17 protein-coding genes and 2 pseudogenes are annotated in these 23,190 nt (G+C 57.0%); 15 read left to right on the plus strand and 4 right to left on the minus strand.

The features are described 5' to 3' along the window. The first annotated feature begins 51 nt into the window (after positions 1-51). From LB462_RS00910 to LB462_RS00945, 8 genes are all read left to right on the plus strand, one after another. Positions 52-1,353, plus strand: a complete 1,302-nt coding sequence (locus tag LB462_RS00910) for an ATP-binding protein (protein ID WP_224506017.1) — start codon at positions 52-54, stop codon at positions 1,351-1,353. A 70-nt stretch (positions 1,354-1,423) separates the two neighbouring features. Beyond that, complete coding sequence (locus tag LB462_RS00915) at positions 1,424-1,864, plus strand: RT0821/Lpp0805 family surface protein (protein WP_370637016.1); 441 nt, start codon at positions 1,424-1,426, stop codon at positions 1,862-1,864. 111 nt (positions 1,865-1,975) lie between these two features. Further along, entirely contained in the window at positions 1,976-3,091 is a 1,116-nt protein-coding gene (locus tag LB462_RS00920; RefSeq protein ID WP_224505549.1) for a hypothetical protein, read from the plus strand. A 9-nt stretch (positions 3,092-3,100) separates the two neighbouring features. Next, positions 3,101-3,433, plus strand: a complete 333-nt coding sequence (locus LB462_RS00925; RefSeq protein ID WP_224505550.1) for a hypothetical protein — start codon at positions 3,101-3,103, stop codon at positions 3,431-3,433. Positions 3,434-3,732: 299 nt separating this feature from the next. Further along, on the plus strand, positions 3,733-4,902 hold the full coding sequence (gene ccmI, locus LB462_RS00930) for a c-type cytochrome biogenesis protein CcmI (protein WP_224505551.1): 1,170 nt from the start codon (positions 3,733-3,735) through the stop codon (positions 4,900-4,902). Next, the gene (gene ccmE, locus LB462_RS00935) at positions 4,902-5,345 is read left to right on the plus strand and encodes a cytochrome c maturation protein CcmE (protein ID WP_114432062.1); all 444 of its coding nucleotides are present in this window, start codon (positions 4,902-4,904) and stop codon (positions 5,343-5,345) included. The genes ccmI and ccmE overlap by 1 nt, the downstream gene beginning before the upstream one ends. Next, positions 5,342-7,333 (plus strand): heme lyase CcmF/NrfE family subunit, encoded by a 1,992-nt coding sequence (locus LB462_RS00940; protein ID WP_224505552.1) that lies wholly within the window; start codon positions 5,342-5,344, stop codon positions 7,331-7,333. The genes ccmE and LB462_RS00940 overlap by 4 nt, the downstream gene beginning before the upstream one ends. Next, a complete protein-coding gene (locus LB462_RS00945; RefSeq protein ID WP_224505553.1) occupies positions 7,330-7,806 on the plus strand; it encodes a cytochrome c-type biogenesis protein in 477 nt (158 codons plus the stop codon). Before LB462_RS00940 ends, LB462_RS00945 begins: the two co-directional genes overlap by 4 nt. A 3-nt stretch (positions 7,807-7,809) precedes the next feature. On the opposite strand, the gene LB462_RS00950 is transcribed toward LB462_RS00945, so the two are convergent. Beyond that, positions 7,810-8,379: a cytochrome b gene (locus LB462_RS00950; RefSeq protein ID WP_224505554.1), complete on the minus strand. Its 570-nt coding sequence runs from the start codon at positions 8,377-8,379 to the stop codon at positions 7,810-7,812. 103 nt (positions 8,380-8,482) lie between these two features. Continuing rightward, positions 8,483-9,373 carry an MBL fold metallo-hydrolase gene (locus tag LB462_RS00955; protein ID WP_224505555.1) on the minus strand — a complete coding sequence of 297 codons (891 nt, stop codon included), beginning with the start codon at positions 9,371-9,373 and terminating at the stop codon, positions 8,483-8,485. A gap of 959 nt (positions 9,374-10,332) precedes the next feature. Between LB462_RS00955 and LB462_RS31740 the strand changes: the two are divergent. From LB462_RS31740 to LB462_RS00985, 7 genes and pseudogenes are all read left to right on the plus strand, one after another. Next, positions 10,333-11,511: pseudogene (locus LB462_RS31740) on the plus strand (hypothetical protein); the annotation flags it as partial. Positions 11,512-11,757: 246 nt separating this feature from the next. Next, positions 11,758-12,417, plus strand: a pseudogene (locus LB462_RS31745) (YadA-like family protein); the annotation flags it as partial. A 7-nt stretch (positions 12,418-12,424) separates the two neighbouring features. Further along, the gene (locus LB462_RS00965) at positions 12,425-13,006 is read left to right on the plus strand and encodes an invasion associated locus B family protein (RefSeq protein WP_224505557.1); all 582 of its coding nucleotides are present in this window, start codon (positions 12,425-12,427) and stop codon (positions 13,004-13,006) included. A gap of 136 nt (positions 13,007-13,142) precedes the next feature. Beyond that, positions 13,143-14,675 (plus strand): Do family serine endopeptidase, encoded by a 1,533-nt coding sequence (locus tag LB462_RS00970; RefSeq protein WP_224505558.1) that lies wholly within the window; start codon positions 13,143-13,145, stop codon positions 14,673-14,675. A 159-nt stretch (positions 14,676-14,834) separates the two neighbouring features. Further along, complete coding sequence (locus LB462_RS00975; protein ID WP_112527581.1) at positions 14,835-15,524, plus strand: response regulator transcription factor; 690 nt, start codon at positions 14,835-14,837, stop codon at positions 15,522-15,524. Beyond that, positions 15,521-16,921 (plus strand): sensor histidine kinase, encoded by a 1,401-nt coding sequence (locus LB462_RS00980; protein ID WP_224505559.1) that lies wholly within the window; start codon positions 15,521-15,523, stop codon positions 16,919-16,921. Before LB462_RS00975 ends, LB462_RS00980 begins: the two co-directional genes overlap by 4 nt. Beyond that, the gene (locus tag LB462_RS00985) at positions 16,918-19,878 is read left to right on the plus strand and encodes a bifunctional [glutamine synthetase] adenylyltransferase/[glutamine synthetase]-adenylyl-L-tyrosine phosphorylase (protein ID WP_224505560.1); all 2,961 of its coding nucleotides are present in this window, start codon (positions 16,918-16,920) and stop codon (positions 19,876-19,878) included. Before LB462_RS00980 ends, LB462_RS00985 begins: the two co-directional genes overlap by 4 nt. Before the next feature lie 42 nt (positions 19,879-19,920). Here the strand turns inward: LB462_RS00985 and LB462_RS00990 are convergent, their stop codons facing one another. Beyond that, positions 19,921-20,670 carry a cupin domain-containing protein gene (locus LB462_RS00990; RefSeq protein WP_224505561.1) on the minus strand — a complete coding sequence of 250 codons (750 nt, stop codon included), beginning with the start codon at positions 20,668-20,670 and terminating at the stop codon, positions 19,921-19,923. A gap of 92 nt (positions 20,671-20,762) precedes the next feature. Next, positions 20,763-23,081 carry a PAS domain-containing sensor histidine kinase gene (locus LB462_RS00995; RefSeq protein WP_224505562.1) on the minus strand — a complete coding sequence of 773 codons (2,319 nt, stop codon included), beginning with the start codon at positions 23,079-23,081 and terminating at the stop codon, positions 20,763-20,765. Between the last annotated feature and the right edge of the window lie 109 nt (positions 23,082-23,190).

Genomic DNA, 23,190 nt, shown 5'->3' on the forward strand with positions numbered 1-23,190 from the left:
CTGCGTTCCCTGTCGCTGCGTGTCATCATGCTCTCGACGCTGTGGACCATCATTTCCTTCGTCGCCATTGCCACCATCATTTCGACGATCTACGGCGAATCACGCCTCCAGAGCTTCAAGCAGCTGCTTTCCGCCCATCTCTTCAGCGTAATCGCTTCGGTCAGCGTCAATGACGGCACACTTGCCGGTCGTCCGGACCCGGGGGAGGTTCGCTATTCAAGCCCGCTTTCCGGCTGGTATTGGTCAGTCGAACCTGTCGCCGACAATCTGAAGGGTTCGCTCAAATCCGTCTCGCTTGGCGACCGGGAGATAGACTCGCCCTCGACACTCAATGTTCCCTTCGATACGTCTTTTCAACGCTCTTATATAGAACCAGGTCCCAACGGCCAGCAGCTTTCCGTCGTCGAAACCGAAGTTGTTCTTGACGCAGAAAACCGCGTTGCCCGGTTCAGGGTCATGGGAAATCTGAGCGAGGTCGAAGGCGAAATCGCCCATTTCCGTAACACCCTCTATTTCTATCTCGGTATATTTGCTCTTGGTGGCACGCTGATCAACGCGGCCGTGATCCTGTTCGGTCTGCGTCCGCTCGACCGTGTCCGCCGCTCCCTCGGCGATATCCGCGAAGGCAAGGTCTCGCGGCTGGATGAACGCTTGCCCGACGAAATCGCGCCGCTCGCACGCGAAATGAACGCGCTGATCGATAATAATCGCCGCATCATGGAGCGATCGCGCACTCAGGTCGGCAATCTGGCGCATTCGCTCAAAACGCCGCTCTCCGTCCTGGTAAATGAAAGCCGGACGATCGGCGGGAGCGAAGGGCGAATTGTCGCCGAGCAGAGCGAGGCGATGCAGGTCCAGGTACAGCACTATCTCCAGCGCGCGCGCATAGCCGCACAGCGCGACAGCGTGGTATTTCGTGCGCCGGTCACCCCGATCCTCACCCGCCTGGTGCGGGTCGCCACGAAACTCAATCCCTCAATGGATGTTCAGTTTAACAACTACATGGATGATGCGATTTTTGCCGGTGAGCAGGAGGACCTCGAAGAAGTCGTCGGCAACCTTCTGGAAAATGCAGGAAAATGGGGCCGCAGTGTTATCAGGCTTACGCTCGCGAAGGTGGATAGCGGGCTTGAGATCAGCGTCGAGGACGATGGGGCCGGTCTTGCGCCAAGGCAGATCAAGGACGCGCTGACACGCGGCAAGCGACTGGATGAAAGCAAGCCGGGGACAGGCCTCGGTCTCTCGATCGTCAACGACACGGTCCGGGAATATGGCGGTACGCTGCGGCTGGAGCGGAGCCACGAGCTCGGTGGTCTGGCTGCGCGGCTTACACTTCCGGTTGCGGCTACCTGAATCGAGCTTGCAAGCGAGCGACTAATCAGGCCATAAAAGGCCACTACAAAGGACACCCTAAAACGGACCGATGATGAAATTCCATATAGTCATTTCCCTGCTTGCCGCCGCTGTTTTGGCGGGATGTTCCACGACGTCGGCGCCCAAGAGCAATGGCGGAAGCACGTTGAGCAAACTGACGGGTGGCTCCAAACAACCCGCCACAACTGGGGTTCTCGCAGCACTCGGCAATGGTTTGATCGGAAACAATCCATCTCTGGACGCATCGGATCGCAAGCGGGCCCTGCAAGCCGAATACCAGGCGCTTGAATATTCTCCTGCCGGCAAGACGGTCGAATGGAAAAACAGCAGCGGCAGCCACTCAGGTGAGGTCGTCGCGGCGCAGCCTTATCAGGTCGGCTCGCAAAATTGCCGGCAATACACGCATACCGTGCGGATCGACGGTACCCCGCAATCAGCGCGCGGTACTGCCTGCCGGAACGAGGACGGCAGCTGGACACCGCTGACGTAAAGTCTGGCAAGCCAATCTCATTTTAATCGGACGAAGTCAGCCGCGAGCAACCCTCGCGGCTGATTGCATTTATTCGATCTTTTTTCTCCATCATTTCAGGATTTCATTTTCATGGCTGCTTCAGCATTGAACGGGTATTCCTATCAACTCCGTCTATTATCGAACATCAAGGCGAATGAGGTTTTGCTTGCTGCCTTGAAGCTGGCAAATCCAAGCGGGGACAACCGGCAATGGATAGCAAATCTAGAGGCAGAAAATCGTGAGCTGAAATCCTGGTCGACGCTTTATGAGCCGTTCCAGCTCTGGTTTGCATTGAAATATCGCCCGGACCAACCACGCGTGCCCGCCGGCAACCCCGATGGCGGACAGTGGACGGACGACGGTGGAGGAAGTGGTGGAACTGGGGGAACCGCAGCGGGCGGTTCCCGGTTCGTCTCCGGTCGTGGGCGGTTTGGTGGCGCGATTGCGAAAAAGCCGGAGACCGGCCTGACAACGCCCGATGGGACGTCGGTTCAACTTGCGCAAACGGGTGGTGGTGGCCGGCGGAGTGGATCGTCATCCGGCCGGATGATTGGCGGACGGCGCATTCAAACGACGCCGCAGGAAGAGACGCGTATCCAACTCTCGGCGATGAATGCTGAGGCGGCGGTGCGCCGGGTACAAGAACGCGATCCAAACTGGAAGCCACGACCTGGCCTCTATGACAGCGCCGAAGGTGAAATCCGTAACAATGAGCGGATAACCCGCGAAGCGGAATACCGGATGATGGAGCTTGGGCGCGGTGCACAACCGGTTTACGAATGGACGCCCTATGGCTTTCGCACTGTGCAGAACTATACGGGATTCCGCCAAAGTATAAGAGACGGCCTTCGCGATGCGGGCTATAACGATGTCAATGTTTTCATCCGTGGTAGCGCTGTGACAGGGCGAAATTTCAAACAGAATTCGCCCTTCGACGGCGCCGATCGCAGTGACTACGACCTCGCATTGGTAAGTCCGTCCATGTGGCGGAGATTGAACGATTTTGGGACGCCAATGCGGACGGAACGGACACGGACTGCGCCACTGAAAAAGGAGGTTCTCGACGTATTGGGGATTGGGAACCTGAAGCGTTCCCTCCACGCCCAAACAGGACGTAATGTCAGTTTCATGATTTACCGCTCGGAACAGGATGTGGCGTTGCGACCAGGTGAATATATAAGACTTGAATTGAGGATCGAACCGTAGGGAAAAGCAATGATAACGGACGTGCTCTTTGGTATTAAAAACGAAGACATGGAGGAGATAAAGGAAATACTCGAAGATATACTTGACAGAGAACTTCAAGCGAGAGAGGGACTTCATATGGGGGAGTACTACAGTCTACCTTTTCCTGAGGACTATTTATACCTGAGACACAATGCAAATATCGAAGATGGTGAAATTGAAGAGGAAGAATTCCCCGAGTATCCTCTCATTCTATATGTAGAAGATGCCGCTAAATATCCCGAGTATTTCGCTGCAATTCAGGCTAGGTCGGACATTTTCGTTAGATTGCGAACAAATCAATGGCAACCACGTGGAGAATAGAAAGCAAACGCGATCTACCATTTCATAGCGTCAGATAATGACCTCGCGCTGGTCGGCCATCCGTGTGGCGGCGACTGAGCGATATGGGATGCAACTGGGCGATAGGGCGCAAGATCAGTTTCATCGTCCTCTACACTAAGGTATCGCGTCGTGAGTGGGCAACGCTTACAAGATGGAGCACATCTGGGAGCGCACCCCATTCCCGCTGGAGCTATGAACGCCGCCAACCTTTGCGGCGAATTGCCCTATCAATTTAAATCCATTTGGATTTTACGCGGGGGTGGGGGTATGTCTCAGCCATGGTTTTCTGGATTTCCGCTGCTGTTCTGACCGTAGTTGCGACGCTGCTTGTGCTTTTGCCATTGACGCGACGCGTTCAAGCGCCCGTGTCGGACAATCAATATGATGTCGAGGTCTATCGCGATCAGCTGCGCGAACTCGAAGCCGATGAAAAGCGCGGTCTTATCGACCCCGTCAGCAGCGAACAGGCACGCGCCGAAATCGGCCGTCGCCTTCTCAAATCGGCCAAGGCTGTGGAGGACGACAAGGCGATTGTCCGGTCAACGAAAAGCGCGACTCGCGAATGGCTTACGCTTGCAACTGTTCTTGCCATCCCGTTGATTTCGTGGGGTATATACACCAAGCTCGGATCTCCGGATTTGCCGGCCCAGCCGCTGGCTGAACGGCTTGCGAAGCCGGCGGATCAGAGTACGCCAGCCGAATTGGTTGCCCGCGCCGAGGCGCATCTTGCGCTCAATCCCGATGACGGGCAGGGCTGGGAAGTGCTCGCGCCGATCTATATGCGGATGGGGCGGCCCGGAGATGCTGTTGCCGCCTATCAGAACTCCATAAGATTGAATGGAGACAGTGCGGGCCGGCAACTCGGCCTGGGGCAAGCCTTGGCTGCAGAGACTGGTGGTAAGATCACCGCCCGCGCGGAGGAAGCCTTCCAGCGCGCAATGACGCTTGATCCAAAAGACATGCGGCCGCAATTTTATATCATCGATGGCTGGATGCAGCAGGGCCGCCTGCCAGAGGCGCGTGACCTTATCCGCAAGTTGTTGGCGGAAGCGCCTGCGGATGTTCCGTGGCGCGATCAGGCACAAGCCGCCTTGACGAGGCTAGATCATGAGATCGCCGGTGATGCGCCGGACGTCAGCGATGTCGAGAAAACCGGACCGGACGCCTCGCAGGTCGAGGCTGCTGCCGGCATGAACAACCAGGACCGGGCTGCGATGATCGAGGGCATGGTCGCGAACCTTGCCGAAAAATTGAAACAATCGCCTGATGATATTGAAGGCTGGGAGCGGCTTGTCCGATCCTATGTCGTTCTCAATCGGCCCAATGATGCATTGGAAGCGCTGGGCCGGGCGAGAAAGGTGCTGAGTGCAGACAAGCTTGCGCGGCTCGATGCGGTGGCCAACGAGCTTGGCCTTGCCGACGAACCGGATAAACCGGAGAACAATTGATGACGCGCAAACAGAAGCGGCTTTCGGTGATCGGGGGAGGGCTGTTCGTCCTGGCGGTCGCAGCGGCACTGGTGCTATTCGCGCTGCAGCAGAAGATCGCATTCTTTCGCATGCCGTCCGACATCCAGACGTCCGATGTGGAATCGGAGTCGCGCTTCCGCCTTGGCGGGCTCGTCGAAAAGGGCAGCGTCGTACGCGGCGATGGCACGAGGATCAGTTTTTCTGTCACCGATCATGTCAAAAGCGTTCCCGTAACCTATGATGGGATCCTGCCAGATCTTTTCCGTGAAGATCAGGGCGTCGTGATCGAAGGCAAGTTTATGCCCGGCGGCGCGTTTGTGGCCGACAGTGTGCTTGCCAAGCACGATGAGAACTATATGCCGAAGGAAGTTGCCGATAGCCTGAAAGCGAAGGGTGTCTGGCAGGGAGGGAGCAAGCAGTGACCGTCGAACTCGGACATTTCGCCCTGGTGCTAGCCCTGGCGCTTTCGATTATCCAGGCTGTCCTGCCGGTGCTTGGCGCACGCCGCAATGACGATCGCATGATGGCTGTTGCGGTGCCGGCATCGTTTACTGTGTTCGCCCTGATTGCGCTGTCTTTTGCGGCACTGACCTCCGCGCACGTTCTCTCCGACTTTTCCGTGCAGAACGTTTTTGAAAACTCACACTCGCAAAAGCCGCTGCTCTACAAATTCACGGGTGTGTGGGGCAATCACGAAGGCTCGATGCTGCTTTGGGTTTTGATCCTCAGTTTCTTCACAGCGCTCGTCGCCTTCTTCGGTAACAATCTGCCGCCAACGCTAAAAGCCAACGTCCTCGGCGTGCAAGCCTGGATCGGCAGCGCTTTCCTGCTGTTCATCGTTGGCACGTCCAATCCGTTTGCGCGGCTCAATCCGGCCCCCATCGAAGGCCAGGATTTAAACCCCATCCTCCAGGATATCGGCCTCGCGATACACCCGCCGATGCTCTATCTCGGCTATGTCGGTTTCTCGGTCTGCTTCTCCTTTGCGGTGGCAGCGCTGATCGACGGCAGGATAGATGCTGCGTGGGCACGCTGGGTGCGTCCCTGGACACTGACTGCCTGGATATTCCTGACCGGCGGCATCGCCATGGGTTCCTATTGGGCTTACTACGAACTCGGCTGGGGTGGATGGTGGTTCTGGGATCCGGTCGAAAACGCGTCATTCATGCCTTGGCTCGCGGGTACGGCGCTGCTGCATTCGGCGCTCGTCATGGAAAAGCGATCGGCGCTGAAAATCTGGACCGTTCTCCTTGCCATTCTGACTTTTTCCCTGTCGCTGCTTGGTACATTCCTCGTTCGCTCGGGCGTGCTGACTTCAGTCCATACATTCGCCACCGATCCGGGGCGTGGCCTGTTCATCCTGGCAATCCTTGTGCTGTTCATTGGCGGATCACTGGCGCTCTTCGCCTGGCGGGCGCAGACGCTGGCGCCCGGCGGGCTGTTTCAGCCGATTTCGCGCGAAGGCGCGCTGGTCTTCAATAACCTGTTTCTGACCACCGCAGCAGCTACCGTACTGATCGGCACGCTCTATCCTCTGCTGCTGGAATCGCTGACCGGCGAGAAGATCTCGGTTGGCGCACCGTTCTTTAATCTGACATTTGGCCCGTTGATGATCCCGCTGCTTGCAGCCGTTCCATTCGGACCGCTGCTGGCTTGGAAGCGCGGCGATATCCTCGCCGTAGCGCAGCGATTGATGACGGCTTTTTTTGTGGCGCTGCTTGTCGTCGCTTTCGTCCTCTACAAGACCTCGGCTTCCGGCGTGCTCGCCGCCTTCGGAATCGGCCTTGCTGTTTGGCTGATGCTCGGCGCAGTGACCGATCTGTCGCTCAAGGCCGGCATCGGCAAGACCTCCCTTCGTGGGATGGCGCAGCGTATCATGGGCCTGCCGCGCTCGGTATTTGGCACCACCTTTGCGCATTTCGGCCTTGGCATCACGCTGCTTGGCATTGTTGCCACGACGACCTTTGCAACTGAAAGCGTATTGGTGATGAAGCCGGGCGACGGCATCAGAGCTGGTGGATATACACTGCGGTTCGATCGCGTGGATGCTGTCAAAGGTTCGAACTACACCGAGGACCAGGGCAAGTTCACAATCCTGAACGACGAGGGGCAGCCGGTGACCGATCTTGTCTCGGCCAAGCGTTTCTTCCCCGTTCGCAAGATGCAGACGACCGAGGCGGGCATCAAGACATTCATGTTCAGCCAACTCTATGTTTCGCTCGGCGATGCGGCCAAGGATGGCGGTATCGTGGTCCGGATCTGGTGGAAGCCGCTGGTGACGCTGATCTGGCTTGGCGGCGTGGTAATGATGATTGGTGGCGGCATGTCATTGCTCGACCGGCGTCTGCGCATCGGCGCACCCGCCAAGTCTAAATTGGGCAAGCCGCGACCGGCGCGAGCCATCTCATGAGATCGCTGTTTGCAGCTCTCGCCCTCGGCCTGGCACTTTGCTTTGCTGCGACTGGCGCGCAAGCTCTGTCGCCGGACGAAATGCTGTCCAATCCCGTGCTGGAAAAGCGGGCACGTACCATCTCCGCTGAATTGCGCTGTATGGTGTGCCAGAACGAATCCATCGACGATTCCAATGCCGATCTCGCTCGTGATCTACGCGTTCTGGTTCGCGAAAGGCTCGTGGCCGGCGATACGGACGAGCAGGTACTGGCGTTCCTCGTCGCGCGCTACGGCGAGTTTGTTCTGCTCAGGCCGCGCTTGCAGATGAGCACGCTGTTGCTCTGGGGGTTCCCCATTATCGTTCTGCTTGCGGGCGGTGTGGCGATCATCCTGTCGATCCGCCGGCGCCGTACGAGTTCTGTGGAAACGACGCCGCTTTCAGACAGCGAGAAAAAGCAGCTGAAGAAGCTATTCGTTGCCCCGGGCGATTGACGTTTAGCCCTTCGCGGGCAACATGCGTGTTAGCACACGGTCCTTCAGCACGTAATGATGCAATAGCGCTGCGAGGGCGTGAATTCCGGCGATAATGATGATCGCCCAGGCGACGTTGTTGTGCAGCCAGCCAAAAGTAGACCGAAGACCTGGCGCTAGGGCAACGTGAGGGATGGTGAAGAGGCCAAAGAAGGCGAAAGGCTCGTTCTGCACCCAGCGAAACAGGAAGCCGAGTGCCACTTGCAGGCATAGCAAAACGTAGAGCGCGATATGAACGGTCTTGGCGACAATTGCTTGAAGACCGGTCGTTGCAGGCGGCAGCCGACGCCCCAGCGCCAAGCGCCAGACGATACGCGTCGCTATAATGGCGGCGAGCGAAATCCCGAGCGAAATGTGCAGCGTTTGCAATTCCCCGCGCAGTGCAGTTCCCCTTGGTAAAAACCCCCACGTCTCGGCACTGGCAAAAAGCGAAACCACCAGGACCGCTGTCAGCCAATGCAGGATTATCGTCCCCCTGTCATAAACTTGCCGCGTTGACTCCGCGGCTGCGGTGCGGACACCTGGATCTGGCATGATATTTACTCCTGAAATCGCAATCTGGAATGGAACACGCGAAACCGTCGATTATTCGGGCGAGAATGTAAAATGTATTATTTGTAATGGTTTGCGGCGAAAATCAGGCTTCCTCGAAGCCCTTCAAGACCACACTGACATTGCGCGCGTGAACGGATTCGTAGGGCGCGTAGTAGCTGATCGCGCCCGAGGCGAAATCTTTCGCGGCAAAGGTTCTGAGGTCTTGTTCCGCCAGCTCCGGTTCGTGGGGCAGGCATAAGAGCTTGGTTACATAATTGCGTGTGGCCGCGATCAATTCCGGTCCGTAACCGCCCGCAACGATCATTTCCTCCGCACCATGATTGGGCAGGATTTTCTCGATATCCCACGTCGCCATGCGCTCCAGATCACGCAAATGATGTTCCAGCCGTTTCGGCTCAGCGACGTAGGTGATCGGCTCTTCGAGCGCATCGCCGGCCAGCATCAGCTTGCGCTGCGGCAGGATCAGCATCGTCCCGTCATGACTGTGAATGTCGACGCGACGCAGTTCCACATCGATATCGCCGACCTTCAAGTTCAGCTCTGTCTCAAAGGTGCTGTTCGGCATGATGAGCGGTTTGATTGGCGGATTGTCGTTCTCCAGCCGCTCGCGATTGCTGTGCATTGCCTGCAAGGTCAACTCGTTGGCGATGATCTCGCAGTCAGCAAAGACCTCGTTCCCGGCCACGTGATCCACGTGCCAGTGGCTGAGCACAACCCGGATATTGCTGGCCCCGGCATCTTCTAGCGTCTTACGGATAAGCCTTGCATGGGGCAGCGAAATGCTGGTGTCGTAGACCAGCGCTTCGCCGCCAGACACGATCGCGTAGGAACAAACACCCAGTGAGTAGGCGCCGTCGTCAAGCCAGTTTGGCTTGTCCGAGTAAGCCCGCACGCCTTCCATCCGGCCATCATAGAAGGCGAGAACCCCCGGATAGGGCTGGTGAACGCGCATAGTTGATCCGAGCGGCGGCATGATGATTAAACTCCAAATGATGACAATGACTAATCGAACTTCTCGGCGAAAGGCGAAGGATTCAACCTACAGTATATGGATTGGCGCAACAACGGATCATATATTGTCAAAAAATAAAAAATTACGCGTGTAAACTAATTATTTTCGTTGCGTCATATATCAGATTGCTATATCTGAGCGACACAGAAGTTTAAATATTACATTAACAATATATACAGCCGCCCAAAATTTTGCAGCTCACATTACGATTTAACATGTAAATACCGATATCTACACCTAAAAGTTGTAGTATATTTCGGAAGTACACCATTAACGCGCGCATATTATTCACATTAAATATTTTAGAGAGATTGATAATGAGAAAATTGATATTTGAATTAAGTTCATATTCCAAGTCAGAGTGCCTGCCGGGTTCTGTCGGAACGTTCGCAGCGTGCAGTCTGGGGTTCATCCTGATGACAGGAATGATCGGGACGGCGCATGCCCAGGCCAGCATGCCTATCGTATTCGGCGATGCGAATACCAAAGGGGCTGGTCTCGATTCAGTCACTGTCGGTAACGGTGCGCAAAGTACGTCGAAAGACAATATTGCTATCGGCCGCGATGCGCAGGCGGGTTTTGTCGCACCGGCAGGCAGTGCCTTGGAGACCGACAAGCCGGACACGGATCTGAGGGCAATTGCAATTGGCGCAGGAACAAAGGCGCTCGAGCAGGACACCATTGCGATCGGGTTCGGGGCTCTCGCGGAAGACAAGATGACCGGTGCGGTCGCCCTCGGTGCCAATGCGAAAGCATATCTCCTTGGTGGTGTGGCGATCGGCTTTAATTCGGTCACGGACATTGCAGCTGCTTCGACCGCAAATGTGACGATCAATGGCAACCAATATAATTTCGCGGGCAATTCAGCCTACAGTCAAATCAGTATCGGCAATGCAATCCAAAAGCGGCAACTGACCAATATGGCTGCTGGCCAGATCAATGCTGTGAGTACAGACGGCGTCAACGGTTCGCAACTCTTTGCTACCAATTCGGCCCTCGGCACATTGGGGGGAAGGGTGACTGTCAACGAGACGAATATCAGCAAGAACACAGGCGACATCACCAATATTACGAACGGGAAAGCGGGACTCGTGCAGCAGGCGGGGCCGGGGGCAAACATCACGGTTGCTGTGGGCCTAGATGGAGTGGCAATCGATATCGCGGGCAAAAAAGGACCACGCAAGCTGATCAATCTTGAGGCTGGCGTTGCCGATACGGATGCGGTCAATTTCAGTCAGCTGAAGACGGTCGACGGGCGGGTGACAGCGAATGAGACACGGATAAACTACGCCGAGGACAATATTGTTGACCTTATCCAATCAGTTGATCATTTGGAGGACGATGCGCTGCAGTGGGATCCGACCGCCGGAGCGTTCTCGGCACAGCATGGTACGGAAACGACGAGCAAGATCGCCAATGTCAAGGCGGGCACGGACGATACGGACGCAGTCAATGTTGGTCAGTTGAAAGGTCTGGCGGACGCCGGAAAAAAGCTTGGCGATGTGGCCGTGAAATATGTCTGGGATGACAAGAACGGCAACGGTGAGCTCGACGCAGGCGAAGTTGTCGATTACGGCAAGATCAAGCTCGCTGGTGCCGGCGCAAATGGCACAGTCATCTCGAATCTCGGCAATGGCGCTGTCAACGCAACCTCGATGGAGGCCATCAACGGCTCGCAGATATTCGGGATGGCAAGTGCCTTTGGCGGTGGCGCGGGCTGGAATGCAAACGGCGTGTTTACCGGCCCGACCTACAGAATAACTGTCATCAACCAGGACGGGACGCTAACCAGCAAGGATCACGACAATGTCGGTGACGCGCTTGGCGGGCTCGATAACAGTGTCAGGATCGTCAACGCCAAAACTGACAATGTCACTGATCGGCTCAATGCGTTGGGCAATGACGCGCTGATCTGGGACGAAAGCAAGAAAGCGTTCACGGCCGGCCATACGGACATAGCCACCAGAGCGGTTAGTGGCAATAACCGGATTACGGACCTGCAGGCCGGTACCGTGAGCGCAACATCAACCGATGCCGTCAATGGCTCGCAGTTGAACGACACGAATGTTCGGGTGACTGACGTCGAGAACCGCGTGACGGGTGTTGAGAACCGCGTGACGACTGTTGAGGGAGATGTCAACAACATCAAGACGGACATCACCAAGATCGACACTCGCGTCACGAATGTTGAAGGCGACGTCAAGAACATCAGGACTGACATCACCAACATCACAAACGTCACCGACCGCGCTGTGACGTATGAGGGCAAGACTGGAGATCCGAAGACGCTTATCAAGCTGCAGGGCCCGGCATCCTCGGATGGCGGACTGACTGGCGGCACGAAAATCACCAACCTTCAGCAGGGTGCTGTGAACGCCACGTCCACCGACGCTGTCAATGGTGCGCAGCTGAATGCCACCAATGAAAAGATGCAGACGCTCGACGACAATGCCGTCAAGTACAAGCTCAATCCCGATGGCACCAAGACCAATGAAGTCACATTACAAGGCGCAGATCCCAATGCCCCTGTGCTCATCAGCAACCTTGAAGCAGGCAAGACGGACACCGATGCGGTGAACGTCAAGCAGCTGAAAGATACCGTGCAGGAGCAAACTGCCAAGATTACCAACCAATACAACGAGTATCTGGACCAGTCGAAGAGCTATACGGACAATCGTACCAGTAGTGCAGCTGCGACCACGCTCAACCAGTCCAAGCAATACACGGACGAAAAGTTCGCCGAACTTTCCTCGGATATTGGTTCGGTGCGCGGTGAAGCAAGGCAGGCGGCGGCGATCGGGCTGGCTGCATCCTCGCTTCGTTACGACAACAGGCCAGGCAAGATCAGCGTCGCGATGGGCGGCGGTGCCTGGCGAGGGCAGGGCGCCGCGGCATTCGGCGCTGGCTATACCAGTGAAAGCGGCAAGGTGCGGGCGAATGTTTCCGGCGCTGCGAGCGGCGGCGAATTCGGTGTCGGCGCCGGCATCAGCTTCACGCTCAATTGAGCTCATCATGATCAGGCAAGCCTTGAAACGCCCCATTTCGCTGGCTTGCCTGCTCCTGTCCGGTTTGTCGTGCCCACCCGCGGCCGGACAGGAGCTCTCCAATTCCGGTTACAGCATCAAGCCGTCCGAGGTGAGCGTTCCGCAGGGAGCAGAACTCGGTCGCTATCGCCGCACGATCCAGCCCTTCGAAAACTGGGAACTGCGGTGCGATGAAAACCTCAAGGCCAAGAAAAAGATTTGCAATATCACCCAGACAATTCTGGACGGCGAAGGCCGGTTTGCTTTTGGTTGGTCGCTCGCGGCAACGGAGGGCGGCAAACCGATGATGGTGTTGCGGACTCGTCCGGGCCTCGGCCAGAACAAGCCTATCACGTTGAAATTTCCTGGACGCGACGCGCCGGTGATCACTAAGACCTATGCCTGCGATGCCAATGTTTGCGTGACGTATTTACCGGTTGGTCCAGTCTTGCGTGAGCAAATCACTAAAGAGGCAAACGTGCAGCTATCCTATAAAGATACCGCAGAAGCGCCCCTTGTCTTTGAAGCGCCTTTGAAAGGCCTATCGGCAGCGCTTGCCGCAATAAAATGATGAGTGAAGCTGACCCAGCTTCCGCAGAACCTTACAAATTTGTCATAATGCGGAAATGGCTGGGTAACCTTCCTATCTGTATCACTGGTATTACAAGACGATCCAAGATCGATCAGATGTCCAAGGAGATACATTCATGCCGAACATTCGTAAGTCCTCTGTTTACCGCGCGGGCATTGCCGCCGCCCTGTTGTCCTCGGCTCTCGTCGGGGGGCTTCTGGCGACCGGACCGCTCAGCGCCATTGTCCCGGCGCAGGCCGAGGCCGTGCGTGTAGATGCTCCCCAGCAGCCCGGCTTCGCCGATGTTGTCGAAAAGGTCAGCCCCGCTGTCGTCAGCGTTCGCGTCAAGAGCGCCATCCACGATACAGCCGATGACGGCACGGGCTTTCCCGGGATGGACCAGCTTCCCGATGACAATCCCATGAAGCGTTTCTTCTTTGAGTTTGGACAGGGTCAGCAGGGAAAACGCGGCATGGAACAGCGTAAGTCGCAGCGCGAGCAAAACCGCCCGGACCGCATTCGCCCGACCGCACAGGGTTCTGGCTTCTTCATTTCTGAAGACGGCTATCTCGTCACCAACAATCACGTGGTTGAAGATGGCTCGGCATATACTGTCGTTCTCAATGACGGCACCGAGCTCGATGCCAAGTTGATTGGCAAGGACAAGCGTACGGATCTCGCGGTGCTCAAGGTCGATGACAAGCGCAAATTCACCTATGTAAACTTCGGTGACGACAACCAGGTCCGCGTCGGACAGTGGGTCGTGGCTGTTGGTAATCCGTTCGGCCTTGGCGGCACTGTGACGGCTGGTATCGTCTCGGCCCGCGGCCGCGACATCGGTGCAGGTCCTTATGATGACTTCCTGCAGATCGACGCCGCTGTCAACCGCGGCAATTCCGGCGGTCCAGCCTTCAACCTGAACGGTGAAGTGGTCGGCATCAATACGGCGATCTTCTCGCCCTCGGGTGGCAGTGTTGGTATTGCGTTTGCCATCCCGGCGACGACCGCCAAGAATGTTGTCGATCAGCTGATCAAGACCGGCACGGTTTCGCGTGGCTGGATTGGTGTTCAGATCCAGCCAGTCAGCAAGGAAATTGCTGAATCGCTTGGCCTTTCTGAAGAAAAAGGCGCACTTGTTGCCGAGCCTCAGGCCGATGGTCCTGCAGCCAAAGCCGGTGTCGCCGCCGGCGATGTGATCACCGCAGTTAATGGTGACAAGGTCGCTGATCCGCGTGATCTTGCCAAGAAGATTGCTGCAATCAGCGCCGGTAAGGATGCCGAGCTCACGGTCTGGCGCAAGGGCGAGGCAAAGTCGATCAACGTCGCGATCAAGCCATACCCGCAGGACGATCAGCAGGCCAATGCTGCTCCGCAGCAGGAAGAACAGGCAAAACCTTCGGCGCTCGACGATTACGGCCTGACTGTCATGCCATCCGATGATGGCAAGGGCGTTGTGGTGACGGATATCGACCGCCAGGGCGATGCTGCCGACAAGGGTATCACGACGGGCGATATCATTGTCTCGGTCAACAACAAGCCGGTGAAGACCGGTGCGGAAATTGAAACTGCGATTGCAGATGCATCGAAGACCGGGCGTAAGGCCGTTCTTCTCCAGGTGCAGACCAACGACCAGTCGCGGTTTGTGGCTCTGCCTATCAACCAGGGTTGATCCACACGAGATAAGGGTTGCGGCGGCGCTGCATCCCCCACCCCGTCAGCGCCAAAGCACAATAGGGCGGCAGATCCTTCGATAACTCTGCCGCCCGCTTTTTCTTTCTGCGATGTGCGATACTTCACTCATTCACCAAAACCGGCTTAATGTACTGCCATGAAGATTCTTGTGATCGAAGATGACCGCGAAGCGGCCCGTTATCTGGAGAAGGCGTTCGCGGAGGCGGGGCATTCGGCGGATATCGCTGGCGATGGCGAAACCGGCTATACACTGGCGGAACAGGGGACCTACGACGCCCTTGTCGTTGATCGTATGCTGCCGCGCCGCGACGGCCTATCCGTGGTCGCGGCTCTACGCGCCCAAGGCAATGATACGCCGGCGCTGATCCTCTCTGCTCTCGGTCAGGTCGATGATCGTGTCACCGGCCTCAGGGCGGGCGGCGACGATTACCTTACCAAGCCTTACGCCTTTTCGGAGCTCTTGGCCCGGATCGAAGTCCTGCAAAGGCGATCGAGCCCGAAAGAGGCGGAGACTGTCTATCGCGTCGGCGATCTCGAACTCGACCGCCTGTCGCATACCGCCAAGCGGGCCGGTCAGGTCATCATCCTCCAGCCGCGCGAATTTCGTCTGCTCGAATATCTGATGCGCCATTCCGGACAGGTCGTAACGCGAACAATGCTGCTGGAGCATGTCTGGGATTATCACTTCGATCCGCAGACCAATGTCATCGATGTGCATGTCTCGCGCTTGCGCGGCAAGATCGAAAAGGGCTTCGAAACGCCCCTTCTGCACACGGTGCGTGGAGCCGGCTACATGCTGAAGGCGGCTGCCGGAACCAATGCATGAGCCGTTTTCGTGCAATGATGAAAATGACAGCCGTGCGGCTGTCAGCGCTGTATCTCATACTATTCACGATCTGCGCGCTGGTGCTGGTATTCTATATCACCAGTTCGTCCGTCCGGCTTCTGACGACGCAGACGGAGACGGCCATCAATGAAGAAATCGAGAGTATCGGTCAGGTCTATCAACGGGGCGGTATTGTCGGCCTCGTGCGAACGATCGATCGGCGCGGACGTCAGCCGGGCGCTTACCTCTATCTCGTAACGGACCCGGCAGGTCGCATAGTTGCCGGCAATGTCCAGAGCATCGAGGTCGGCGTTTTGCAGACAGAGGGCTGGATAGAGCGACCCATCACCTATGAGCGGTACAATGAGGGTAGCGATCCGCAGGTCCACACGGCCATTGCGAGGGTCATCGTCATGCCGAACGGCATCAGGGTCATGGTGGGCCGCGATCTGGGCGAGCCGGAACAGGTCAGGCTCGTCGTGCGCCGCGCGCTCATGGCCGCTCTCGGCATCATGGGCGTCGGTGCATTCCTGATATGGTTCTTCGTCGGGCGGCGTGCGCTACAGCGTATTGACGAGGTATCGGTCGCTTCGCAGCGCATCATGGGAGGCGATCTGGCGGGGCGGCTTCCCGTGAGCGGATCCGGAGATGAGTTCGACCGCTTGTCGGAAAATCTCAACGGGATGCTGGCGCGCATTCAGGAATTGAACGAAGGCGTCAGGCACGTTTCCGACAACATCGCTCATGATCTGAAGACGCCGCTGACGCGTATGCACAATCGCGCTGAATCGGCGCTTTCGAGCGCCAAGACAACGAAAGCTTATCGCGCCGCCATGGAAGGCATGATCAGCGACTCCGATCAGCTGATCCGTACGTTCAATGCAATCCTGATGATCTCACGCCTCGAATCTGGCTATTCGACCGAGACGATGGAGCCAATTGCACTATCGACAATTGTCGAAGACGTTTTCGAATTATACGAGCCTTCGGCCGAGGAGGCGGGCGTCAAGCTTACGCTAGGACCAATCGACGAAACGCCTGTCAAGGCGAACCGCGAGCTAATCGGCCAGACTATTTCCAATCTCGTGGACAACGCCATCAAATATGCGAGCGTCAGCGATAATCCGGTTGAAGTAACGCTGTCAGTGGACAAGCACGACGACAAGGTCAAGGTTACTGTCGCCGATAACGGTCCCGGAATTCCGGCAGATCAGGTGGCTCGAGCGACCGAACGCTTTGTGCGTCTGGAGGAAAGCCGTTCGCAACCGGGGTCCGGATTGGGTCTCAGTCTTGCCAAGGCCGTCATGAAATTGCACGGTGGCACATTGGAGTTGACTGACAATGCGCCGGGGCTGCGGGCTGTCCTCGTTTTTCCGGTGGGAGAGGAGAATGCATGAGTTCCGGAGCGGCGGGTGCTAGTGCGCCTTTCTTTGCGCAGGCCTTGCGTGATCTGGAACCATTGGATACGCAGAATGCCGATGCTTTGCTCCGTGACCTCCTCGCGCGCGCCTCGGAAAAGGAATGTGCCGGCGTCGGCACATTGACAGCCAACAAGCCTGCGGCCGCCTTTGTTGCAGCAGTCCTCGACCTCTCCCCCTATCTGCGCGCCATTCTGTTACGTCGCCCGCAAATCATCGAACCGCTGTTTGATATGTCTCTGACCAAGCGCCTTGAAGCGCTGATGTTGGAAATTGCAGCGACGAGCGAAGGCGACGCTGTCACCGAAGCCGACCTGATGACTGCGCTTCGGCAAGCAAAGCTTAAGGGCCATGTGCTGATCGCATTGGGCGACCTCTCCGGTCAGTTCGTGACCGCGGAGACGACGCTGTGGCTCTCTCGACTTGCCGAAGAATGTCTTGGCGCCGCCGTGCGATTTCTGCTGCGTGACGCGCACGAGGCCGGCAAGCTCAAACTTCCTGATCTAAAGCATCCGGACAAGGACTCCGGCTGGATCATTCTGGCAATGGGAAAGTTCGGCGCCTTCGAGCTGAATTATTCCTCGGATATCGACTTGATCGTCTTCATCGACGAGCGCAGTCCGGCCATCACCGATCCCTATGAATGCGTCGAGACCTTTTCGCGCTTGACGCGCCGCCTTGTCCGTATCCTGCAAGATCGCACCGCCGATGGTTATGTATTTCGTACCGATTTACGGTTAAGACCGGATCCAGGCTCAACACCATTGGCCATCCCCGTCGTTGCCGCGCTCAACTACTACGAAGGTCGCGGGCAAAACTGGGAACGCGCCGCCATGATAAAGGCGCGGCCGGTCGCAGGCGATATCGATGCGGGAAAGCGATTCGTGGCAGAGCTTGCGCCGTACGTCTGGCGCAAATATCTCGACTATGCAGCGATTGCCGATGTGCATTCGATCAAGCGGCAGATCCATGCGCACAAGGGGCATGGCGAGATCGCCGTACGCGGTCATAATGTGAAGCTCGGGCGCGGAGGTATCCGCGAGATCGAGTTCTTCGTTCAGACCCAGCAATTGATCGCCGGAGGCCGCTTCCCGCAACTGCGCGGTTCCAGCACTGTCGACATGTTGGGTGCGCTGCATGGTCTTGGCTGGATCAGCGAGGAGGCACGCGACACGCTGGCACAGAAATATTGCTTCCTCCGTGATGTCGAGCACCGTATCCAGATGATTGCTGATGAGCAAACGCACATGCTGCCGGAGGACGACGAGAACTTTCTGCGGGTGGCCCACATGACGGGTTACAAGGATGGCGAGACCTTTGCCGAGGATTTTCGGGCAGCGCTTAAGACTGTCGAAACCCACTACGCCGCCCTGTTCGAGCAGGCGCAAGACCTGACAGCCGAGGCGGGCAATCTGGTTTTCACCGGTGACGTCGATGATCCCGATACATTGAAGACGCTGGAGAAATTCGGCTTCGAGCGGCCGAGTGATATCTGCCGGGTGATCCGCACATGGCATTTTGGCCGCTATCGCGCGACCCAGTCGGCGGAGGCACGCGAGCGCCTGACCGAGTTGACGCCGGTGCTACTGAAGGCTTTCGGCGCAACCAGCCGCGCCGACGAGGCTTTGATGCGTTTCGACGGGATGATCAAGGGCCTGCCGGCGGGCATCCAGCTGTTCAGCCTGCTGCAATCCAATCCGCGCCTGCTCGACCTTTTGGTGCTGATAATGGGCGCTGCGCCGCGGCTCGCCGACATCATCACCCGCAAGCCGCATATTTTTGACGGCATGCTCGATCCAGCGATCTTTGCCGATGTGCCGACGCGTGCCTATCTCGCCGAAAGACTGGAGAGTTTCCTCGGCCCTTGCAAAGTCTATGAGGATATTCTTGATCGCCTGCGTATTTTTGCGGCCGAGCATCGCTTTCTCATCGGCATCCGGCTTCTGACTGGCGCGATCAGTGGGGGAAGGGCCGGCAAAGCCTTCTCGCATCTGGCCGATCTCGTCATCGACAGAGCCCTCAAGGCCGTCATGGACGAATTTGCCAGCAAACATGGCAGTATCAGTGGCGGGCGCATTGCCATTCTTGGCATGGGGAAGCTTGGCAGCCGGGAACTAACGGCGGGGTCCGATGTCGATCTCATCCTGCTGTATGACCATGATGAGCATGCCGAGGAGTCGGATGGGGAGAAGGGGCTCGCGCCCTCGCAGTACTATATGCGCCTGACCCAGCGACTGATCGCGGCACTGTCCGCGCCAACGTCGGAAGGCGTGCTCTACGAGGTCGACTTCCGGCTGCGCCCATCCGGCAACAAGGGGCCGGTTGCGACGCACATCGACGCCTTTCGCAAGTACCAGCTAAATGACGCTTGGACCTGGGAGCATATGGCGCTAACGCGCGCCCGGCCGGTTGCCGGCGATGAGACGTTGTTTGCCGAAATTGAAGAGGACGTCAGCGATATTCTGGCCATGCCACGTGATCCGGCAAAGATCGCGAAGGACGTTACCGAAATGCGCGCGATGATCGAGGCGGAGAAGCCGCCGAGCGATGCGTGGGATTTGAAGCTCGTCGCCGGCGGTATCATTGATATCGAATTCATTGCCCAGTTTGCCGTGCTGACGGGAAATGTCGACGGGCCAGCAAATGCGCAACCCACGGCGGAGGTCCTGGAGAAGCTGAAAACGGACTTCGCCGAGCCAGCCGTGACCGACAACCTCGTCGAAGCGGCTCATCTCTATACGGGCATCACCCAGATCATTCGCCTGTGCCTGAACGGCGACGTCAAGCGCGAGGATTTCCCGCCCGGACTGTCTGAATTGCTCTGCCGCGCCTGTGATCTGCCCGATATGGAACGTGTCGAAAGCCAGCTGGCGGAGACCGCGCAATCGGTGCGGAAGACGTTCGATGCCCTGCTCAGGAGCATGCAGAAATCATAGTGCCGTGCAGATGTGGACGGGCATATGGTGGGTCCGGCGTGACTACTCAAACTCGGTGATCTGCAGAACAGCCATTCTCGCAGGAGCCTCGCCGGCGTTGCCGACCATTTCAGTCACACCGGCGGCAAGCAGAAATCCTTCGCCGGGCTGCAGCGTTCGCGTGTCCCCGCTCGACTTCAGTGTCAGTGGACCTTCAACCGCTGCAATGTAGCTCGGACCCTTCTCATTGAAAACCGTATCGCTGGCTCCTGAGCCCAGGGTCTTGATATCCTGCTTCACTTTGAAAGGTCGTTCGGTCACCTTTTGATTTCGAAATATCACCTTCAACGGGTTTGATGATGCGACGTTGACAATCATGCTCGTTGGAGCTCCCAGTGCCGTGCAGATATCTCGGAAGGGCGCTCCGGCACGCATGACATGGGTCGAGAGATAGTGCATCTCACCCCCATCGGTGTTTCCACCTGTATGGACGGTGAGATCAGGCACGAGGAAAGATGCGTTCATAGGTACTTTCGTCGTCGTGCCACCCTTTTCCGCCATCCACCAGAAGCCGGTGCCCTTGATCGTTGTCACGCATTCGATACCGTCATGGACATGGGTTGGAAACAGGCCGTTTCCCTTCACGGCAGTGATCTCGTACCAAACGTCCCAATCGCCAGTGATTGGTACCCCTACGTCACAGGTCCCTTCAGTGATATTCGTGGGTGCGACTTGCTGTGCTTTCAAAGAGGTTGGCGGTGGTATGGCAGCGGCACAACCCAACAGCAGCAGGCATGAGAATTTCTTCAACATGACAGTTCTCCTCTGTGTATAAGGAGAACTATACAGTAATTATCAAAAATTTCATAGTTAGAAGTTAATAAACTGTTGAATTAAGTTTACAATTAGAATGATTTTGTCGGTATGCGCACAGAAACGATTGTACCGACACCCTCGGTGGAACGTATCTTCAATGCTCCACCATGTAGTTGGGTCAACGAACGAGAAATGGCGAGACCTAATCCTGAACCTGCGTGAGATTTTGTGAATTGATTTTCCACTTGTTCAAAGGGTTGGCCGATTTTCTTCAGCGCTTCTTTGGGAATACCGCAGCCCGTATCCTCGATAGTGAAGACAAGCGCACCCGATACTTTCCGCGCGCGAACAGAGATACGCCCGCCCGTATCGGTGAACTTCACGGCATTCGACAACAGATTGATCAATATCTGTTTTATGGCACGGCGGTCGGCATTGAGTGTAACGCTTTCCGCGATCCTGGTATCGACCTTCACATCCTTTTCCTGTGCCTGCAGCGACACGACGCGCACGGTCTCTCGGATAAGCGGGCAAAGATCGATCTCCTCGCGATCCAGCGAGAAATGCCCGGCCTCGATCTTTGACATGTCGAGTATGTCGTTGATGACATTCAAAAGGTAGTTGCCGCTGGTATGGATGTCGTGGACATATTCCACGTAGCGGTCGGAGCCGAGTGCGCCAAACGTTCCAGAATGCATGATTTCCGAGAAGCCGATAATGGCATTGAGTGGCGTACGCAGTTCGTGTGACATATTGGCGAGGAATTCTGATTTCGCCCGGTTTGCCGCTTCTGCACGCTCCTTCTCGACAGCATATTTGCTGTTGAGTTCTGTAAGCTCCAGCGTACGTTCGATCTCGGATTTGCGCGCAAGGCTCAGGTCATGAATGGTTGCCATCAAGCGGCGCTCGCTGTCCACCAATCGTTCTTCGTGCACTTTCAACTGGGTGATATCGGTGCCCACCGACACGAGGCCCCCATCCTGTGTGCGGCGCTCATTGACCTGCAGCCAACGGCCATCGGCCAGCTGCCGCTCGAACGTCAGCGCGCCATTGCGACCGTGTTCATTCGCCATGCGCTTTTCCAGGGCGACAGCGCGGATACGCGGCTCGAGTTCCTCGCGACCGATGCCTGGCAGCAGGCACTCATTGGCGAGCCCTGAATATTCGTTGAATTTGCTGTTCGACATGACCAGGCGGTTATCGGCATCCCACAGAACGAAGGTCTCAGAGATGCTTTCGATCGCTTCCCGGATACGCTGATCGGCCTGTGCTGTCGCCTGAACGAAGCGGTGCTGTTCGCTGACATCGACGGCCACACCGACAAGATGAAGATCACCGACATTTGCATCTGCAACCTGCGCTCGCACCCGCATCCATACCCAATGACCTTCCGCATGGCGCATGCGGAAGACACGGTCCATCTGGCTTATTTCGCCGGCTGCCACCTGTGCCGCAAGGCTATAGAGCTTGTCGTCGTCTGGATGGATGATCGACGATATATCGCCGAGCGAGAGAATGGCGTCGTAAGCCTCGTAGCCGAGCATCTCATACATGGAGCGCGACCAGTAGACCCGACCGCGCGCCATGTCCCAGTCCCACAGGCCGCAGCGGCCCCGCGCCAGTGCCGTATCCACCCGTGCTTGTGTGTGCTGGTAAAGCTCGTCCGCATCCTGCGCGCGAGCCGCTTGGCTGAAATAGGCATAAAGAACAATAAGCATGATCGTTGCCGTGCCGGCGAACATCGTGACGTTGATTGAGACAACACGACGCCAGTCGGCGAAGACGGCCTCGACAGGGTGCATGACAAAGACTGAATAGGCGCCATTGCCCGAACGGCTGAAGGCGGCGAGGGCAGGTGTGCCTTCAACTTTTACGGGCATTGCGCCGGCCCGGTCTCCAAAGAGGAAAAGCGGTTGCCCTTCGGTGACGAAGCGCTCGAGATTCTTGTTGCGCCAATAGTCACCACCATCCGATGAGACGACGATGTTCGCTTCATCATTCGCGATGGCAAACCACATGCCCGACGGGATCAGATCATTGGCACGGATTTCGCTGACAATGTTCTGCAGGTCACCCACGCTCAGTTTTTGGCCGCCGTTCATGCGATTGTCGATGACGCTCGCCACATGGGTTGCGGCCATGGACAAGGTTGCGCGGGCTGTACGCTCCGTGTCGTCACGCCAACCGAGAAGTGACATGGAGCGCGCGAGAGCGAGTGCCAGCAGGAAGACGATGATGAGCGGTGGAATCGCGCGACGCAGATAGGGCTCGGCGGCAAGCAGCTTGCCATAGGCGGGATCGGCGAGAAGTTTTATGTGACCCGAAAGCCGGTTGCGCCCTCGCGCATCGTTCCGGCTTTTGGCATAATTCTTCCCCGTCGGCGCGCGATACGCGTCCGCATTTGCCATCGAATGGCCCCCTCATTTTACCTTTGTAATCAGTGATTTGCTTCGGCACGCCGCACATCCGAAGCACCTGTAGTGAATCAAAACTGATTCTGCGTGTCTAGTCCCTTTG

This window comes from Phyllobacterium chamaecytisi (genome assembly GCF_020164455.1).
GTDB classification, from domain to species: Bacteria; Pseudomonadota; Alphaproteobacteria; order Rhizobiales; family Rhizobiaceae; genus Phyllobacterium; species Phyllobacterium chamaecytisi.

Excerpts from the sequence above, each read along its gene's own strand:
- LB462_RS00915 (WP_370637016.1), top strand. The coding sequence starts at position 1,424 with ATGATGAAATTCCATATAGTCATTTCCCTGCTTGCCGCCGCTGTTTTG.
- LB462_RS00920 (WP_224505549.1), top strand. The coding sequence starts at position 1,976 with ATGGCTGCTTCAGCATTGAACGGGTATTCCTATCAACTCCGTCTATTA.
- LB462_RS00925 (WP_224505550.1), top strand. The coding sequence starts at position 3,101 with ATGATAACGGACGTGCTCTTTGGTATTAAAAACGAAGACATGGAGGAG.
- ccmI (WP_224505551.1), top strand. The coding sequence starts at position 3,733 with ATGGTTTTCTGGATTTCCGCTGCTGTTCTGACCGTAGTTGCGACGCTG.
- ccmE (WP_114432062.1), top strand. The coding sequence starts at position 4,902 with ATGACGCGCAAACAGAAGCGGCTTTCGGTGATCGGGGGAGGGCTGTTC.
- LB462_RS00945 (WP_224505553.1), top strand. The coding sequence starts at position 7,330 with ATGAGATCGCTGTTTGCAGCTCTCGCCCTCGGCCTGGCACTTTGCTTT.
- LB462_RS00950 (WP_224505554.1), bottom strand. The coding sequence starts at position 8,379 with ATGCCAGATCCAGGTGTCCGCACCGCAGCCGCGGAGTCAACGCGGCAA.
- LB462_RS00955 (WP_224505555.1), bottom strand. The coding sequence starts at position 9,373 with ATGCCGCCGCTCGGATCAACTATGCGCGTTCACCAGCCCTATCCGGGG.
- LB462_RS00965 (WP_224505557.1), top strand. The coding sequence starts at position 12,425 with ATGATCAGGCAAGCCTTGAAACGCCCCATTTCGCTGGCTTGCCTGCTC.
- LB462_RS00970 (WP_224505558.1), top strand. The coding sequence starts at position 13,143 with ATGCCGAACATTCGTAAGTCCTCTGTTTACCGCGCGGGCATTGCCGCC.
- LB462_RS00975 (WP_112527581.1), top strand. The coding sequence starts at position 14,835 with ATGAAGATTCTTGTGATCGAAGATGACCGCGAAGCGGCCCGTTATCTG.
- LB462_RS00980 (WP_224505559.1), top strand. The coding sequence starts at position 15,521 with ATGAGCCGTTTTCGTGCAATGATGAAAATGACAGCCGTGCGGCTGTCA.
- LB462_RS00985 (WP_224505560.1), top strand. The coding sequence starts at position 16,918 with ATGAGTTCCGGAGCGGCGGGTGCTAGTGCGCCTTTCTTTGCGCAGGCC.
- LB462_RS00990 (WP_224505561.1), bottom strand. The coding sequence starts at position 20,670 with ATGTTGAAGAAATTCTCATGCCTGCTGCTGTTGGGTTGTGCCGCTGCC.
- LB462_RS00995 (WP_224505562.1), bottom strand. The coding sequence starts at position 23,081 with ATGGCAAATGCGGACGCGTATCGCGCGCCGACGGGGAAGAATTATGCC.